This is a genomic window from Spirosoma soli, assembly GCF_042684525.1.
Classification (GTDB): domain Bacteria; phylum Bacteroidota; class Bacteroidia; order Cytophagales; family Spirosomataceae; genus Spirosoma; species Spirosoma soli.
Map to the genome: position 1 here is coordinate 140,793 of NZ_JBHULN010000009.1, position 17,457 is coordinate 158,249.

Consider the following 17,457-nt stretch of genomic DNA (forward strand, 5'->3'; position numbering starts at 1 on the left):
GCCCGTCGCCCGAGTATTGCTGACGCAGCAGCTTACTAAACACGGAAAACCGTACGCCAACGACCGTAAATTGTACACCGTATGACTACCGAACAAGTCCGTTTGCAAGACCCCGCCTGGCGGCAATGGGGTCCTTATGTCTCTGACCGGCAGTGGGGAACCGTCCGCGAAGATTATAGCGCCAACGGCGATGCCTGGCATTACACCACCCATGATATGGCCCGCAGCTATACGTATCGCTGGGGTGAAGACGGCATCGCTGGTTTCTGCGATGATAAGCAGCAGTTATGTTTGGCCTTGTCGCTCTGGAACGGTAAAGATCCGATTCTGAAAGAGCGGTTTTTCGGACTAAGCAACGGCGAAGGGAATCACGGAGAAGATGTTAAAGAGCTGTATTATTATCTGGACAATACGCCCACGCATTCTTACCAGCGGATGCTCTACAAATACCCGCAGGCGGCTTACCCGTATCAGTGGCTAGTTGAGGAAAACCGGCGTCGCACGCGCCAGGACCCGGAGTTCGAGCTGCTCGATACGGGAATTTTCGATGACGACCGCTATTTTGATGTCTTTGTTGAGTATGCCAAAGCGGACCCGCAGGATGTGCTGATGACCGTCACCGTCTGCAATCGGGGGCCAGAGGCTGCTACGTTGCACGTGTTACCAACGGTCTGGTTCCGAAACACGTGGAGCTGGGGGGACGACTCGGATGGGGTGCCGAATCATCGGCCGCAACTCGCGCTCAGGCCGGATGGCGGGATCGCCATAGATCATGTTCAATTGGGGCAGTATGTGCTTCAGGCGGAGGGTGAACCTAACTGGCTCTTCTGCGAAAACGAAAGTAACCTCGCCCGGCTTTACAATACGCACATTGGCTCTAAATACCCCAAAGACGGTATCAATGACTACTTAGTACGCAAATCTAACAGTGTTAACCCGCTTCAAACGGGTACTAAAGCCGCTGCGCACTACGTGCTCACTGTGCAGGCCGGTGAAGAAAGACAGATTCGATTGCGGCTAAAGTCAGTAAATTCAAGCCGCAGTTCCGCTGATTCATTCGCTGACTTTGATCAACTTGTTGCGGAGCGAAAAGCGGAAGCCGACGCTTTCTATGAGCAAATTCACCCTGCCCAAGCCAGCGCGGATGAGGCATCAGTTCAGCGGCAGGCTTTCGCGGGTATGCTTTGGAGTAAGCAGTATTACTACTACGACGTAGCCCGCTGGCTGTCCGGCGATCCCGGCAGTCCACCACCTCCGCCCGAACGGGCCAAAGGACGAAATCATTCGTGGACGCAGCTGATCAATGCCAACGTGATTTCGATGCCTGATAAGTGGGAGTATCCCTGGTATGCCGCCTGGGACTGGGCCTTTCACTGCGTTACGTTAGCCACGATTGATCCAGGTTTTGCCAAGCAGCAATTGATGCTGTTAACGAATGAGTGGTACATGCACCCGAATGGCCAACTCCCGGCCTATGAGTGGGCGTTCAGCGATGTCAATCCACCCGTGCAGGCCTGGGCCGCCTGGCGAATTTTTCAGGCCGATTTGGAACAAAACCCAGCGGCTGGGGGAGACCTCACGTTTCTGCGCGGGGTATTCCATAAACTCATGCTCAACTTTACGTGGTGGGTAAATCGTAAAGACGAGTCTGGTAATAACATTTTCGAAGGTGGATTCCTTGGATTAGATAATATCGGCGTTTTCGACCGTAATGCGGTTTTCCCTGACGGGAGCCACCTGGAACAGGCTGATGGAACGAGCTGGATGGCCATGTACGCCCTGAACATGATGCGCATAGCCCTTGAGTTGGCTCGACATGATGCCGTGTACGACGAAATGGCGACAAAATATTTTGACCATTTTCTGTACATCGCCGGAGCCATGACCAGTATGGCCCACACCAACCTGGGCCTGTGGGATGAGGAAGACGCCTTTTTCTACGACCAGCTTCGACTGTCGGACGGAAGCGTACAACGATTGCGTGTCCGAACCATGGTAGGGCTGATTCCAATATTTGCCAGCGAGGTGCTGGACGCAACGCTCTTAGCTCAGAATCCAGCCTTTGTCGAGCGTATAATGTGGTTTCAAAGCCATCGGCCGGATTTGTACAGTCAGGTTTCCCGTTACACCGAAACTGGGGTGGCCGAAAAGCGATTGCTGAGTTTGCTACGTGGTTTTCGGCTAAAATCCCTATTGGGTAAAGTGCTCGATGAAACCGAGTTCTTAAGCCCACACGGGGTTCGGGCGGTGTCGAAAGTGTATTGTGCAAACCCCTATGAGTTCAGCCTTGATGGGACCACGTTTCGGCTGACCTATACGCCCGCCGAGAGTGATAGCAATATGTTCGGGGGGAACAGCAACTGGCGGGGACCCGTCTGGATGCCCGTCAATTATCTGCTCATTGAAAGCATACTACGATTTTACGATTATTTCGGCGATGACTTCACCGTCGAATATCCTGTGGGTTCAGGCCGGCAGATTACGCTCAAAACGGTGGCTGCTGAGTTAACTAATCGGCTGATTAGCCTTTTTACGGTAAACACTGATGAGAAGCGCCCCGCGTTTGGGCAGCATCCTAAATACCAGGACCCCCACTTTCGGGATTGTGTTTTATTCTATGAATATTTCGACGGAGACAACGGCCGTGGAGTAGGAGCCAGCCACCAAACCGGCTGGACAGGTCTTGTGGCTGAATTAATTAAGCTCAAATACGAGCGTTTGATGTAATGGTATTTTACCCTACTTTCACCCCCGCACCGATCGTAGAACCGTAAACCGCTGTTGAAGCAGGTAATAACTGCCGAATAGTACCGCATTGAAGAACAGATCACCCAGTAACCCATTCAGGAAGAACGACGTACCATTATAGAAGGCTAAGCCAGCGGTATAACAAATGAGTAGACCCGCTGCCGTTTGTGGATAGAACATGCTACCGTACCAAACCGCGAAATTAGTAATCAGAAAAAACAGGATCGATGAGACGACCGAAGCCGCAGCAATGTTGACTGCCGACGGGCGTTGCAAGGCCCACAAGCCTAAAAGCCACGTTAAGCCGAAGCTGATATACACAGCGCCCATGCTGCCGTGGAAGCCAATGAGAGCGTCGCTTAGCAGCATAGCCGCTAAAGGAGCTGCTAATCCTAACCACTTCCGCTCGAAGGTTGCGGCACCGAACAAGGCTAAAGCAGCCACAGGCGTAAAGTTTGGCCAATGCGGCACCAGACGGAATAACGCCGTAGTGAGAACGATCGTGGTTAGGGTAAGAAGGCGAATTTGAAGAGGCTTCATTTACTATATTAGCGATTGATGTATTGTATCGTGTACGTTGATCCGGTTAAGGTCAGTTTAGTTACAGCGCCATAGTCTAAATTAAGGCGGTAAGCATTTTGCAAAGATAAATCCAGAAACAGACACAGCAAAGCTCGAATGACCCCGCCATGTGAAACAATGAACACGGGTTGGCTCGTTTGAGTTTGGGCTAAAGAGAGAATCTGCTCGCGCCAGAATGACCCCACCCTATTAAACACATCCTGAAAATTTTCGCCGTTGGGGGTCTTACTATTGACAAAATCAGCCATCCAGGGGTCGAGCAACTCTCGACCAATATCCGCCCAGGGTTTCATTTCCCAGTCGCCGAAAAAATACTCTTTGAGCCGATCATCGTATTGTACATTGGGCCGATGAGCATCTACCACGGCTGTCTGTCCGGGAGCTGTTTCGATCTGACTACCCGTAGCTAAAGCCCCTGCCAGATCTTCAGCTAAGCGACGGCAGCGGTTTAACGGAGATGAAAAAATAAACGCCGGATCTTCGGGCAGGTGAGCCGTTAAGCGGTCGCGTTGCTCTTCATAGGTCTCAGCTAGCTCTACGTCTGTTTGCCCATAAGCAACGCTACGGCCGACCGAAACTTCCGTATGACGAATTAGATATACGTCCATGCGATAAAATGTATAAAGTGACGTTGAGTACGCTAAGAGCGACGGACTGATTTAAACCGAAATCCACAGCAGCGATACAAAGGATAAGTAAACAATAACCTCGGTAAGTTGTTGAGTTGCCCCCAGGCAATCGCCGGTGTAGCCGCTTAACCACTTATCGAAGAATCGCATGAGTCGCCAACGGACGAACGCCAACGGGATGAGGAAGGTTAAATAAATCCAGAGACCGGTAATCGCCACTAAGGCCAGCAGGGACGCCAGACCAAATAAGGCCGCGATGGCTAACTGACCACCCGTAATGCCTTGTGCAATGGGCTTGGCCTTGCTGTCCTGATCCTCTCGGGCGTAGGGGAGGCCACGTATAATTGTAACGGCTGTCAGGCGGCTTAAGCTGTGTGCTGAGATATATTTCAACGCCACCGTCCAGCCAAACGCTTCAACCGATAACATAGCCTGGAGCGCGAAAAACTTGACCGCCAGCAGCAGGATGAGCCCAATAGTACCATAGGTGCCCAGGCGACTATCTTTCATGATCGTTAAAATCTGCTCTTTACTCCAGCCTCCGCCGAAGCCGTCGCAGACATCGGCAAATCCGTCCTCATGAAAGGCTCCGGTTACCCACACTGTTGCGATCATACTAAACAGAATCGGCAAATAAGTAGGTGGGAACAACACCGAACCCAACCAATAGGTAGCTACGCCAATGCCGCCCACAATCCAACCGATAAGCGGAAAGTAGATCGTTGATCGGTTGAGCGCATCGGCCGAATGATCAATGGACTTGGGTACGGGCAGGCGCGTGTAAAACATGAGCGCCGTGAAGAATAATCTCATAATACGTCCATTGTAGCCATGTCGTTCAGCATATTCACGGCCGCCTGCACCAATGGGTAGGCCAATGCGCAACCTGTGCCTTCTCCCAGACGTAATTGCATATCCAGTAACGGTTTAACTCCTAATAGTTCAAGCATTAGTTTATGCCCTGCTTCGTCGGATTGATGGCAAAAAATACAATTTTGCAGAACAGCCGGCTCAATAGCGTTAGCGACCAAAAGGGCAGCCGTAGCAATAAAGCCATCCACCAATATAACCATCCCGTTTTCAGCGGCTTGCATCATACCGCCAGCAACAGCCGCTATTTCTAGCCCACCCATAGCCGCCAGAATATCCTCAGGGGTGTTTAAGTGGCTATATTGTGCGGCAACGGCTTCTAAGACAGCTAGTTTATGCGCTAATCCGGCATCGTCCAGACCGGTACCTTTGCCGACACACTGGGCTAGTGGAAGATTGGTAAAGCGGTGCATTAATAAAGCAGCCGAAGAAGTATTGCCAATGCCCATTTCACCAAAGCCTACTACGTTACAATCTCGATATCTAACACCGTTAACCAGTGTTTTTCCGGCATCCAGGGCGGCTGCGCATTCGTCAGCCGTCATGGCCGGCTCGTGCCGCATGTTACGTGTGCCGGGCCGAATTTTGAATTTAACGAACTCGGTTGTGTTCTCAGCAAAGAGGCCGTTGACACCAACGTCGCACACAAGGAGGCTCAAGCCGTTCTGCTTACAAAAAACGTTTATGGCTGCGCCCCCCGCAATGAAGTTTTTCACCATACCGTACGTAATTTCGGCCGGATAGGCACTAACTCCCTCAGCAGCCAAACCATGATCGCCGGCGAAAACAAGCAGGTGAGGATTTGTTAAGACAGGCGTTTCGGTCTGTTGAATCAAGGCGATTTGTAAAGCCAGCTCTTCTAAGCGGCCCAGCGCACCAAGCGGCTTCGTTTTGTTGTCAATTCGTCGGCGAATGGCCGTTTCGAGAGTTGATTCTGTCGGTAAAATGGTCATGGTTAAATCGGGTACCAAACCACAAAAGTCGCAATTGGTTCTTACATCATCACTATCGCTATACGTCTTATGAATGCCTTGCTGCTTGTCGATATTGACTGGGAAAAGATGTTTATTCCTGGAGTGTCTCTGCTTGAAATTATGTTGCGAGGCACCATCACCTACTGGTTCTGTTTCATGTACATCCGCTTTTTTAAACGCGGAGCTGGCCAGGTTGGCATTAGTGACCTGCTGCTCATTACCTTAATTTCTGACGCGTCGCAGAATGCCATGGCGGGTGAATACCATTCGATTACCGAAGGGTTTGTGCTTGTCAGTACGCTGGCGTTCTGGGATTATATGATTAATTTCCTGGGGTTTCAATCGGTTTTCTTCAAGAAAGTGGTCGAATCGGAGCCGGTGCTACTCGTAAAAGACGGAGTCATGCAGCGTCAGAACATGAAAAAGGAACTCATTGCAACAGATGAACTGATGGGATTACTGCGCGAACAGGGCGTCGATCAGGTGTCGGACGTTAAAACCTGTTACATCGAAAGCAGCGGTAACATTAGCGTGGTAAAGAAAATAGAATGACGGTTAGCTGTTGCAATAAATCGTCTTAGGCACACTACTAAGTCAGTAACTTAGCCGCATGAAAAACACCAACCTGACTAACTGTTCTCTCGCACATTCATGACACGTTTCCTCATTGCATGCACCTGCTTACTCCTAAGCACAAGGGCTGTTGTAGCTCAAACAGAAGAGCCAATACACCACAAAATTACCGTTCCCGCCGGAGCTGACTTAACCCTGGACGGCACCTTAACGATTCCTGATCAGACCAGAGGGCCCGTACCCGTTGTTTTACTGATAGCGGGCTCGGGGTCAACTGATCGCGACTGCAATAGTGGAAACCGGCTGAGAACAAACGCATATAAGATGCTGGCCGACAGTTTAGTGCGACAAGGAATAGCCGTGGCCCGCTACGATAAACGCGGCTCGGGTACTAATTTGAGCGTAGCAGCGAAGGTGATCAAGCCGGAAGAGCATCGGTTCGACTTTTACGTGAGCGACGCCCTGGGATTCATCCGCCAGCTACAGGCCGATAAACGATTTTCTGGCGTTGTTGTGGCTGGGCATAGTGAGGGCTCGCTGGTGGGTATGCTGGCGGCTAAACAGGCCAATCTGACCAAGTTTGTTTCGATCGCTGGTGCGGGCCGTACTATTGCCGATATTATGAAAGAACAGCTGAAGGCCGGGCTGGGCGACACATTACGTACGCTTTCGTATCAGATTCTTGATTCGCTTCGGGCTGGCTACCGGGTTAATCGGGTCAATCCATTCCTGCTTTCGTTGTTTGATCCCAAAAACCAGCCGGGCCTGATTTCGTGGATGAAGTATGACCCGGCCGCTGAGATCAAAACGTTGAAGGCTCAGGTCTTACTGATTAATGGCCAGCACGATGTTCAGGTGCCCGTGAGTGAAGCCGAATTGCTCAAAAAAGCCCGTCCTGACGCTAAATTAGTGCTACCCGATCGAATGAACCACATCTTGAAAGACGCACCCGCCGATCGTACCGAGAATCTAAAAACATATAATGACCCCACATTACCGCTTAGTCAGGGGGTAGCTACCGCTATCGTGCAGTTTATAAAAAAATAGGGTTCGGTTAATTTGCCGAGTAATGTTGCAAGTACGCAATCAACCGCTCGAAATGAAGTTGTTCGTAAGGGTTTTGCGTCTGGCGAACCAATAAATGCCGGTAACTGTCAATCAGACCATCAAAATGAGGATTGTGATTAAGCCGGGCGGTAATCAGTCCCTTGTAGCACCGATGGGTTTGATTGTAGACGTACTGGCATGGCTGGCCCGGGTGTTCGTTTAACAGGCGGTCAAGCGTAGGTAACGCACAGGCGTTCTGGAGAAAGTGGAATCCTTTCTGCTCGAAGAAATCTTCAATTTCAGCGCACGTTCCGGCTAGTTCAGCAGTCGAATGAATTTTGTACCGGAAGTACTGAAGGCCGTTGAACTTACCAATTGAAATAATTAACGTATTAGCATCAGGCCGATAATCAGCCATATTGTTAAGGAACTGCTGAGCGATTTGCTCAACCTGCTGACTGCGACAACCAAAGTTTACTTCCAGCATTGTTTCGTCACCGTAGAAAGCTGGCGATAGAATAATGTTCTGAAAGCCAGTGTCAACGGTTCGCCGGTATTGCTTCTTTTCGGCCAGTAGCTCAAACCCATGACTGGCAAAAAAAGGAGTCAAATACTGATAAAGAGTTGTCTCAAACGGCGTACTGATCATGGCTATCGAATCCTGAATAAGCGACGGTGTCCATTATCGGCTTAACTGATTCAGTACGAATTAGTTTACAAATTTATCGTAAGCAAAGGCCCAACGTTAGCCTACAAACGTCGAACTATTTTTTAGGGATCGCCGTTATCTACTACACGCCCGCATGTCTGCGGTCAGTTTGGGGACGACCGGAATTGACAGCTTGCAGAGGTCGCGTGTAAGCATGCCGGGAGTTGACGGTATTTCCCGCCCAAACAAATCGTCAAAACAATAACTGGCGAATATAACTACGCCATGGCTGCCTAATCCGGAGGATTAAGCAATAGCCATTGTCTCCCCGGCTTACGTGCTGCTGGCCGGATCAGGAGGCATCGACTCGCAGCGCTGGCTCGGTTTATGGTGTTAACGGCCGAGTGAGACACAAGCACCTACGGATGAGGGTTGGCCTGCCGTGAGCCTGCCTGATTCCCGACAATCTCAATCACGGCTAAGCATGTAGAAAGCACGACGGTTTCCTTGACTGGACGAGAGTTCGAATCTCTCCGTCTCCACAAAAACAAAAGCCCGCAAGTCAATGACTTACGGGCTTTTTACGTCACTTTCTACAAAAATGGTCAGACAACAGCCTAGATAGTCTGACATCAAGCAAACAATCGAGTATCTGCGTAATCTAGATCTAGGGGTTAATAATAACACGTGTTATTTGTAGGGCTGGTTTTTCACAAGGCGAAGATCGTTAAGCTCAGGTAAGTCCATTACGCAGTCAGCCGGTATAATACCCCGGGCGATCCAGTTCGTAACCACTTGGGTAGTCGTGTTGTATCGTTGGGCGTACCGCTTAATAGTGAGCCATTCCGACAGATCTACCTGTACACCGTTTTCTCGGGCTAACTGAATCGCCTTGTCCGATTCTTTGGCAAAGTCGGTTAATGATTGATCGTGGTTGAGTTGCTGAGTTGTCATATATAACAAGTGTTAATGGGGCCGCATCGTCGGTTTGATTTCGCCCCTGGTGTTACTCATCGTCCGGTTTTTCGGTTTCCAGTTGTTTTACGATTTGTTTGTGATAGACGTAACGGTTAAGCCATTCAGTTTCTTTGTCTTGTTCCTCCAGTTCGTAGTAGTGTTTGTCAAGGTAGGCTTTAGCGAAGTCTCTTTGGGCACGGTGAGTTTTAAGTAAGTTTTCTATTTGCTTCCGTGTCATGTCCAGCGAATGATTACACGATAAAGATATCGTTTGTTTCGTTGCGAAACAAATTGCGAAGTACCAGCCTTTTTCCCCTTGCTGTGGTGTTTCGCAGCCGCAGCAAGGGGAAAAAGGCTTGTCAGGCTCCATAAACCAGAAAAAAGCGGACAACTCGTCCGCTTTTTTGTTATGCTTACATGACCCGCAATCAACTCGATGACCTTATCACTCAGGGCGAAAGCAACCGGCTGGAGTTTAAACGCCAGATTTCGTCGGCGCACCGCATTGCCCGTACATTAGCCGCGTTTGCCAACACCTCCGGCGGAACATTAGTGGTTGGGGTAGCCGATGATGGCAAAATTGTGGGCGTACCGTCGGAGCCAAGGGAGATTCGTAAGATTGAAGACGCTACCGATCGGCTGGTTGACCCGGCGCTTACCGTTAGCTACGAGACACTCGCCCCAGACGGCCGAAAAGTACTGGTCATCACCATTGCGGAGAGCGAAGAAAAGCCCCATTACGCCGTTGATGAAGCGGGTAAGCGGACCATTTACGTGCGCGCGAAGGATAAATCCGTGCCGACTAATCAGCTCATTATCACCCCAGAGAAAGCAGATGCTGACCTGATTAAGTCGCCCACCGCCCGTACGCTTATTCAGTATTTGCGAAAGAACGACCATATTACGGCCGACCGCTTTGCCAAGCTAATTAACGTATCGGCTTACCGGGCGGGAAAACTGCTGCGTCAGCTGGCTGAGCAGGGCCTGCTGTTGATGATCGACAAACCCCGCCCCGTTCGCTATGCGCTGAAGCTGGCAGAATGATTCCGTCGTATCTTTGTCTGGTTATGATTTCAGATCAACTCATTACCAAAGAAACCATCACGGCTTTCTTCGCCGATTTACAGGACCGAATTTGTCAGGCGCTGTCCCAAGCCGATGGCGTCGGAACGTTTCGGGAGGATGCCTGGGAGCGGCCCGGTGGGGGAGGAGGGCGCTCGCGGACGCTGGCCGACGGGGCCGTAATTGAAAAAGGGGGCGTCGGTTTTTCGGCCGTATACGGCGAAGCCACGGAAGCCACATTACGGTCACTCAATCTAACAGAGGCTGCTGAGTTTTACGCCACCGGTGTGTCGATTGTGTTGCATCCGAATAATCCGATGGTGCCCATCATTCACATGAATGTTCGGTATTTCGAGATGAGCACGGGCCACAACTGGTTTGGTGGGGGCATCGACCTGACTCCTCACTACGTTGTTGATGAAGACGCGCGGTGGTTTCACCAGTACCTCAAAACGGTTTGTGACCGACATAATCCCGACTATTATCCAAAATTTAAGACGTGGGCGGATGATTATTTCTACATCCCACATCGGCAGGAAACGCGTGGCGTTGGCGGTATCTTCTTCGATTATCTGAAGCCAACGGATACCCCCGAGGGCGCGTCAGCTAGTAAAGCTGATCTGTTCGCGTTTGTGCAGGATGTAGGAAACGCGTTTGCGCCCATTTACACCCATTACATGCATCAGAACCGCGATTTACCGTTTGGCGAGCGTGAAAAGAACTGGCAGCTATTACGGCGGGGCCGGTACGTTGAATTTAATCTGGTGTGGGATCGGGGTACCAAATTCGGTCTCGAAACCAACGGCCGAACGGAGTCAATCCTGATGAGTATGCCGCCACAGGCTAACTGGACGTATGATTTCAAACCCGAGCCGCAAAGCCGGGAAGAGCAAACACTGCATTTATTACGGAAAGGCGTAAACTGGGTATAAAGGTATTTTTAAACACAGAGGCACGGAGTTCACAGGGAATGTTAGTTATGCTAAGATCTCTATGAACTCCGTGCCTCTGTAGAAATAGGTTGTAAGGAGTTCCTTATCTTTTGGCGATGCATGGCACCCCATTTTTTCAGTGACGTTAACACATCTTCTAACGTATCACTGTATTCGGTAAGCTCATATTCCACCACAACGGGTACTTGCGCATGAACCGTTCGGGTGATAAACCCATTGATTTCTAGTTCTTTAAGTTCGTTGGAGAGGACTCGGGCCGAAATTCCCGTCACCGTACGCTGGAGTTCATTGAATCGCTTGCTGCCGCTCTGTAGTGCTATAATAATGCGCAGTTTCCATTTACCACCAATTACGTACAGGGCATCGCCAATAGCCGCTAAAGCACCACTGCACGTTTCTACCGAGTGATCTAATTCCATGTTCATTATCAAATGTAGCCGTAAGTTTCCAAGTTAGTAGTATACAAAAGGTTAGCGCTAACCTTTTGTATACTACTAACTTTTGGTTAGTAAATGTAGCTACGTTTGTCTCATCAACCAATTGAGACAAGAAAAATGAAAACAGTAAAAATCACGTACTGGGTGTCGACCGCTCTGGTAGCATTAATGATGACCTATTCGGGCTACTCGTATTTCACTGAACCAGCAATAGCACAAGGGTTTCGTCACCTGGGCTTTCCGGGGTACTTCCGCATTGAATTAGCCATTGCTAAACTGATTGGTAGTGCCGTGCTCCTGTTGCCAGTGGCCGCCCGGCTGAAAGAATGGGCGTATGCCGGTTTTGCGTTCACCTTCATTTCGGCATTTGTGGCGCACACGGCTATGGGAGATCCAACCGCTAACCAACTGGGACCTGTGCTCTTTCTGGTGGTTTTACTCTTGTCATACGTAACTTATCACAAATGGCACAGCAGCGCTCCAGTTACGTCAAAAAGGCAGTCTGTTTTGCAGCAATAGCGTATTGATTGTTAGTAGAAAAGCTAGGGGGACGTATAAAGAGCTGTTCATGATTCAGCCTTTACACGCCCCCCGGCTAGTACACTAATTGGCCTGGAGAAAATGTAACCTCATAATCAATGAGGTTACTACTAATTAACTCTTGATTTTATACATCAACCCAAATCGAACCAGCTCTGAGTAGCATTCGTTTGTGCCGCCAACCCAGCCGCTTCTGTAATTTATTAGGCCATACGAGTAGCCAACGTAAGCGCCTATCTTACCGTAACAGGCGCTTACCTGTAACCTTGGTCTGACATCTGATTTAATCAAGGTTCTATCCACTGAAGCGCTGTATGGCTCACCGTTTTGGCCTATGGCTTTCCCTTGTTCTTTCGAGTTGATCAGATAGCCGATGTCAATGCCACCAGTTAGGTCGATGGCTAATTGACGGACTGCAAATCGGTACCCTATAAAAGGAAAGCCGTTAATGAAGTTGTTTGACAAATGCGTTTGGCCAGATGCCTGATTCTGAAAGGTTCCTGCTGTAGTGACCCCATTCACCTGCGTAATGGACGTCTTACTTCGCAAGTTCTCTACGCCCAAACTTACGCCCAGAATAAAATTGCCTTTTGTAATCCGCTGAACTTGGAAAGACAAGCCATACGAAAGTCCTGGCCTGGCGCCAAACGGATTGTTTGTGTAGCCCGTGGTACCGTCAGGGGATAAATTAATCTGCGAATTTGCTTCGGCAGATGCTCCCCGAAAGGAAAATAAACCCGAATTCAGCGATAAGATGGTTTCGTTTTTTTGTCCATATGAATAGTGGACTACCATAGTGGCCCAGAGAAGTAGAATGAATCGTTTCATAAAGTTGCTTAAGATGACTGAAATTGAACCCGGCTGATACAGTTTGTAAGATACCGTCAACTACTACCGCGATTGCATGCTACCGATGGTAAGGGGGCTAAGGTCCCAGGGCTGGCCGGGGTGGTAGTGAAGCTGACCGTGCTCGATGGTAAGCGGACTGTCGAAATTATTGGTGTACAATTGACCCGTACCTAGTCCCTGTGGGATAAGGTGCTTAAACTGAGCGGTGTACTGCGCAATGGCGTTTAAACCAATATTCGACTCCAGGGCCGACGTAATCCACCAGCCAATGTTGAGCCGACCCGCCAGTTCTATCCACTCATCGCAATGCCGCATACCGCCCAGTAGCGACGGCTTCAGAATGATGAATTGGGGCTGAATTTTCTTCAATAACCGAAATTTATGAACGTATTCCATCTGGCCAATCAGCTCTTCATCGAGGGCAATTGGTACCGGCGAGTTGCGGCAGAGTTCGGTTAGTAGATCTGGCTGCCCGGCCCGGATGGGTTGTTCAATTGAATGAAGATCATACGTAGCCAGGCGTTCGAGCTTTGCCATCGCTTCATCGGGCTGGAAAGCGCCATTAGCATCTACCCGTAACGTAATCTGCTCCGGGCTGAAGCGCTCACGAATCATAGCCAACAGATCGCACTCCTGCTCAAAGTCAATAGCGCCAATCTTTAACTTAAGGGTGGTATATCCCGCCCGCAGCTTCTCGTCAATCTGCTGCTTCATAAACGCAGGGCTGCCCATCCAGATCAGGCCATTGATGGGCAACGCCCGGTGACCATCGGTGAAGTCAGAAGCGTGGATGATGCGTCGGCCACCCGCCAGAAAGTCGAGCATCGCCGTCTCAAAGCCAAATAAAATGCTCGGAAACTGCTGACTGATAACCTGATTGAGCACAATGGGAATATTCCAGCTAAACAACTGTAGGTCTAACTCGTTGAATTCCTGGCAGTACTGCGTCAAACGTTCTTCAAAATCGGGCCGATCATCATAACTCAGACCTTTCAACGGACCGCATTCCCCGTAACCAATGACGGACGGATCTTCGTCGTCGCAAAGCCGGATTAGATACGATGATTTTTCCGTGAGGGTGCCGCGCGACGTACCCGCTTCGAAGCGAAATTGCAACGTGTATTTCAGGTAGTCGACCTTAAGACTCATTGTACCAAGTGGTGAGGGCGGGCATTCACAATCCTAAAAGTACTACTTTTGAGGGCGCAAAAAAGGCAATATTACGAAATTATTAGTGATACGCTTAGTGGTAAATTGGTTACTCCTTCCATTCAGTGGAATTTATGGATTAATAATGGATGTCCGTAACTGGCTGTTTGACAATAAATTATTTCAGTCAACGACGCCCTTAATTCGCTCGGTCAGCGTCGGAAATTTGACCGTAGGAGGCACTGGAAAAACGCCAATGGTCGAATTTTTGATTAAATGGTATGTTTTTAATACGGCCTCGTTGCCCTTCGAACTGGCCACCCTGAGCCGGGGCTACGGTCGGCAAACGACGGGCTTTCGGATCGCCACTGAGGCCGATACGGCAGCCACGCTAGGCGACGAACCCCTCCAACTTTACCGTAAGTTTACCAACTCCGTACGGGTGTGTGTTGGTGAGCGTCGGGTTGACGCCATTCAGGCTCTATTGGCCATTCATCCCGACACACGTCTGGTGCTGCTTGACGACGCGTTTCAGCACCGGTCGTTTCAACCTCACGTGTCTATCCTGTTAATGGATTATAATCGGCCGTTTTACGAAGACTTTCCCTTTCCGGCGGGCCGACTGCGCGAACGGCGGCACGGGGCCAGCCGGGCTGATGTGGTGGTGGTAACTAAATGTCCACCTGAACTGGCCGATGCCGAACAGCAACGTATTACTAACAGAATCCGGCCGTACACCCAATCCGACACACCAATCTATTTTGCTACCTTGCAGTACGGTGAGCCGGTATCATTCGCCACACATCAGCAAACCAGTGGTGAGCTGGGCGAGGTCGTGCTGGTTTCCGGATTAGCGAATGCAACTCCGTTAGAAACCTACGCGCGTCAGACGTATCGGTTAAGAAAGCATATTCAATTTGCCGACCACTACAATTATACCCGGTCCGATCTTGACCCTATACTGGCGACCTTGTCGGCCGGAACGTCGTTGTTGACAACGGAGAAAGACTGGGTTAAGGTAGATGCCTTACTAACGCCGGAAGAACGAACCAGGTATCCGTTGTTTTACTTACCCGTCAGTATGCAACTACTGCCCGGAAGTGAAAAAGGATTTACGGATTACCTGACTACTGAAATCCTTAAAAATCGTTAACCTAACAGCCTTGGGTGCGGGCATCCAGTGATTTGGTGTACTTTTGCTTATAATGAAGCGACGTTTTCTCTGCTTACTTTTTTCTTTATGCTTGGCTGCGACCGGATGGGCGCAGCAATTCCCCGGCGGAACGCAACTGCCGGGCGGGTTTCCGGGCGGATTTGGTGGTCAACAGGGGAGACCTGGCTCTTCTACCGCCAGCACCGGCAGCAACGGTATCGACGATTCAACCAAAGTTATATACGGTCCCAAATCCACTCGGTTCATGCTGGAAGCGGACATTTTTAATAACCGCCGGAAGCTCTATACCGTAGATACCACCATGGACGACGTCCATCGGTTTACCTACGTACAACGCAGTCAGAACCAGTATCAGGATTTGGGCACACTCGGTACGCCCATGCGGCCTGTGTTTGTGCAGGTTCCCGATCAATTGGGGGCTCAGACAGGCTATTACGTCTTCTCGCCTTACGCCTATCAAACCATGGGGGTGCGGTATTTCGATACGAAGTCGCCGTTTACAGATATGTATCTGGCTTTGGGGGGGCGTAATCAGAACATCCTTCGCTTCGACTTTTCTCAGAATGTCAATCCCCGCTGGAACCTGGGTTTCAACGTTCAGCGGTTTACCTCCCAGAAGCAGTTTGGTACGAGTGGGGCCAATGACCCCAACAAACTATTGGCTCAGAACTGGGGATTTCTGGGGCATACGAATTACCGCTCTAAAAACGACAAGTACACCCTGCTGATGCACTTCATTAACATGAACCACAGCTTCGATGAGCAGGGGGGCGTGTTACCAGGTGAGACGGCAGAAGGCGCTCCCATCATCTATAATTATACCGGTGACGCGCTACTGCGGAGTGGCGACCCGCTATCCCGCGTACAGGGCCCACACGGTTGGGAAATCCGCAACGATTGGCACGTGTACCACCAATACGTACTGGATCAGGGCTTTCAGGTGTATCACCGGCTCGATTACCGACGGCAGAAGAATTATTACCGGGATGATACCCTTAGCCTGAACCGGACGGTTACACTACCTGACAATTCGGTACGAGTCTTCTATCCATCCATTCTGGGGGACACGTCACGCATTGAGCAGGACGCCCGCTTTCGATTGGTTGAAAATCAGTTCGGTTTAAAAGGAGTTTATCGGCGGGGTGGTTCGGCGTTCAATTACCGGGCTTACCTGCGAAGCCGAATTTATGGCCAGTATACCCGCTATAATACATCCCGTACCGCATTCAATGAATACGAAACCCGCCGTGCTGAAACATTTCTGGGCGGTTGGCTAGGATATTACTTTCCGGATAGTTTATCGCAAGTCACCGCCGAAGCGGAGTACCAGGTAGGCGGTGGCTTTCGTCTGCAGGGGCAGTTCGATAGTAAATTCCTGACGGCGGGCTACACCGCAATGCTGGTGCAGCCGACGTTGCTACAGGAGCGTTATCAAAGTAAAGTGTATTTCTGGCGTAACGATTTCAAACTACGCGGCTATAACTACGCCTACGGAAAGCTGAACATACGCTACAAAAAGCTCCGAATCGAGCCCGGTATTGATTATTATCTGCTCAGTAACTACACGTATTTCGATACGAATGCGGTGGCTCAGCAAGCGTCCGGCTCGTTTAGTGTGTTACGTACGGGGTTAGGCTATCATTTGCAGTTAGGGAAATTCCTAACCTCCGGGCAGGCGTATTATACCCTTCAGTCGCGCTCGGATATTCTGCGTACTCCGCCCTTCTTCATCAATGCCCGCTTGCAGTACGAGCTCCTGTATGCTAAAGTGCTGTATATTCAGCTAGGGGTCGACCTGCATTACAAGTCACCTTATTATGCGGATGCTTATATGCCGTTGACTCAGCAGTTCCACCTTCAGAACCGGCAACAAGTTGAAGGGAATATACTGGCCGATATCTACGCTAATCTGCGGGTCAATCGAACCCGGCTATTCGTTAAACTTACCAGCGCTAACATCGGACCCGTGCTCGGCTTGCTCTCGCCCGGCTATTTCGTAGCTCCCGATTATCTGCAGATGCGCCGGGGCTTTGCCTTTGGGGTCGATTGGTACCTTTTTGATTAATTCTGTCCGCATGCCATTTTCCCAACTGGATGGTGCCGCAGCGAGTATGGACAGCATTTACGCTGCACAGGAAAAATGACGAATAATTAAATTTTTTAAAAATACGGCCTTTAGGCGGGGTAAGTGAGAATAAGGTTTTTCTTTTAGTTGTATATTTAGGCTACATTTCTGTACAATACCGATTAAACCTCAATTCTTT

The 17,457-nt window shown here is 50.0% G+C and carries 18 protein-coding genes and 1 other RNA gene; 9 read left to right on the top strand and 10 right to left on the bottom strand.

Annotated elements, in window-relative coordinates:
- Positions 1-81 precede the first annotated feature (81 nt).
- Entirely contained in the window at positions 82-2,727 is a 2,646-nt protein-coding gene (locus tag ACFSUS_RS15940; protein WP_381524239.1) for an MGH1-like glycoside hydrolase domain-containing protein, read from the top strand.
- A gap of 18 nt (positions 2,728-2,745) precedes the next feature.
- On the opposite strand, the gene ACFSUS_RS15945 is transcribed toward ACFSUS_RS15940, so the two are convergent.
- Genes ACFSUS_RS15945 through cobT form a run of 4 tightly spaced genes read right to left on the bottom strand, consistent with a single transcriptional unit; the run spans position 2,746 to position 5,782 of the window.
- Complete coding sequence (locus ACFSUS_RS15945; RefSeq protein WP_381524241.1) at positions 2,746-3,288, bottom strand: DUF6580 family putative transport protein; 543 nt, start codon at positions 3,286-3,288, stop codon at positions 2,746-2,748.
- A gap of 8 nt (positions 3,289-3,296) precedes the next feature.
- Complete coding sequence (cobC, locus tag ACFSUS_RS15950) at positions 3,297-3,938, bottom strand: alpha-ribazole phosphatase family protein (RefSeq protein WP_381524243.1); 642 nt, start codon at positions 3,936-3,938, stop codon at positions 3,297-3,299.
- Positions 3,939-3,989: 51 nt separating this feature from the next.
- The gene (locus ACFSUS_RS15955) at positions 3,990-4,772 is read right to left on the bottom strand and encodes an adenosylcobinamide-GDP ribazoletransferase (protein WP_381524245.1); all 783 of its coding nucleotides are present in this window, start codon (positions 4,770-4,772) and stop codon (positions 3,990-3,992) included.
- Entirely contained in the window at positions 4,769-5,782 is a 1,014-nt protein-coding gene (gene cobT, locus ACFSUS_RS15960; RefSeq protein WP_381524247.1) for a nicotinate-nucleotide--dimethylbenzimidazole phosphoribosyltransferase, read from the bottom strand. Before cobT ends, ACFSUS_RS15955 begins: the two co-directional genes overlap by 4 nt.
- A gap of 69 nt (positions 5,783-5,851) precedes the next feature.
- Here cobT and ACFSUS_RS15965 point away from each other — a divergent pair, with 69 nt between their 5' ends.
- Entirely contained in the window at positions 5,852-6,355 is a 504-nt protein-coding gene (locus tag ACFSUS_RS15965) for a DUF421 domain-containing protein (RefSeq protein ID WP_381524248.1), read from the top strand.
- Between the two features lie 99 nt (positions 6,356-6,454).
- A complete protein-coding gene (locus tag ACFSUS_RS15970) occupies positions 6,455-7,423 on the top strand; it encodes an alpha/beta hydrolase family protein (RefSeq protein ID WP_381524250.1) in 969 nt (322 codons plus the stop codon).
- A 7-nt stretch (positions 7,424-7,430) separates the two neighbouring features.
- Here ACFSUS_RS15970 and ACFSUS_RS15975 read toward each other — a convergent pair whose 3' ends face one another.
- A complete protein-coding gene (locus ACFSUS_RS15975; protein ID WP_381524252.1) occupies positions 7,431-8,072 on the bottom strand; it encodes a hypothetical protein in 642 nt (213 codons plus the stop codon).
- 171 nt (positions 8,073-8,243) lie between these two features.
- On the opposite strand from ACFSUS_RS15975, the gene ssrA reads away from it, so the two are divergent.
- Positions 8,244-8,617: a transfer-messenger RNA gene (gene ssrA, locus ACFSUS_RS15980) on the top strand.
- A gap of 145 nt (positions 8,618-8,762) precedes the next feature.
- Here ssrA and ACFSUS_RS15985 read toward each other — a convergent pair.
- Both ACFSUS_RS15985 and ACFSUS_RS15990 read right to left on the bottom strand, forming a co-directional pair.
- A complete protein-coding gene (locus ACFSUS_RS15985) occupies positions 8,763-9,026 on the bottom strand; it encodes a hypothetical protein (RefSeq protein ID WP_381524254.1) in 264 nt (87 codons plus the stop codon).
- A 52-nt stretch (positions 9,027-9,078) separates the two neighbouring features.
- The gene (locus ACFSUS_RS15990) at positions 9,079-9,399 is read right to left on the bottom strand and encodes a hypothetical protein (RefSeq protein WP_381524256.1); all 321 of its coding nucleotides are present in this window, start codon (positions 9,397-9,399) and stop codon (positions 9,079-9,081) included.
- Between the two features lie 47 nt (positions 9,400-9,446).
- Between ACFSUS_RS15990 and ACFSUS_RS15995 the strand changes: the two genes are divergently transcribed.
- Both ACFSUS_RS15995 and hemF read left to right on the top strand, forming a co-directional pair.
- Positions 9,447-10,073 carry an AlbA family DNA-binding domain-containing protein gene (locus ACFSUS_RS15995; protein WP_381524257.1) on the top strand — a complete coding sequence of 209 codons (627 nt, stop codon included), beginning with the start codon at positions 9,447-9,449 and terminating at the stop codon, positions 10,071-10,073.
- A gap of 23 nt (positions 10,074-10,096) precedes the next feature.
- A complete protein-coding gene (gene hemF / locus ACFSUS_RS16000; RefSeq protein WP_381524259.1) occupies positions 10,097-11,023 on the top strand; it encodes an oxygen-dependent coproporphyrinogen oxidase in 927 nt (308 codons plus the stop codon).
- 59 nt (positions 11,024-11,082) lie between these two features.
- On the opposite strand, the gene ACFSUS_RS16005 is transcribed toward hemF, so the two are convergent.
- On the bottom strand, positions 11,083-11,463 hold the full coding sequence (locus tag ACFSUS_RS16005) for a winged helix-turn-helix transcriptional regulator (protein WP_381524261.1): 381 nt from the start codon (positions 11,461-11,463) through the stop codon (positions 11,083-11,085).
- 135 nt (positions 11,464-11,598) lie between these two features.
- Here ACFSUS_RS16005 and ACFSUS_RS16010 point away from each other — a divergent pair, with 135 nt between their 5' ends.
- Positions 11,599-12,000, top strand: coding sequence for a DoxX family protein (locus ACFSUS_RS16010; protein ID WP_381524263.1), 402 nt, complete (start codon positions 11,599-11,601; stop codon positions 11,998-12,000).
- Between the two features lie 135 nt (positions 12,001-12,135).
- On the opposite strand, the gene ACFSUS_RS16015 is transcribed toward ACFSUS_RS16010, so the two are convergent.
- The gene (locus ACFSUS_RS16015; RefSeq protein WP_381524265.1) at positions 12,136-12,849 is read right to left on the bottom strand and encodes a hypothetical protein; all 714 of its coding nucleotides are present in this window, start codon (positions 12,847-12,849) and stop codon (positions 12,136-12,138) included.
- Positions 12,850-12,912: 63 nt separating this feature from the next.
- Positions 12,913-14,019 (bottom strand): o-succinylbenzoate synthase, encoded by a 1,107-nt coding sequence (locus ACFSUS_RS16020; protein ID WP_381524266.1) that lies wholly within the window; start codon positions 14,017-14,019, stop codon positions 12,913-12,915.
- Between the two features lie 97 nt (positions 14,020-14,116).
- Between ACFSUS_RS16020 and lpxK the strand changes: the two genes are divergently transcribed.
- Both lpxK and ACFSUS_RS16030 read left to right on the top strand, forming a co-directional pair.
- Positions 14,117-15,172, top strand: a complete 1,056-nt coding sequence (lpxK, locus tag ACFSUS_RS16025) for a tetraacyldisaccharide 4'-kinase (protein WP_381524453.1) — start codon at positions 14,117-14,119, stop codon at positions 15,170-15,172.
- Positions 15,173-15,263: 91 nt separating this feature from the next.
- On the top strand, positions 15,264-17,258 hold the full coding sequence (locus ACFSUS_RS16030; protein ID WP_381524268.1) for a putative porin: 1,995 nt from the start codon (positions 15,264-15,266) through the stop codon (positions 17,256-17,258).
- Positions 17,259-17,457: the final 199 nt, after the last annotated feature.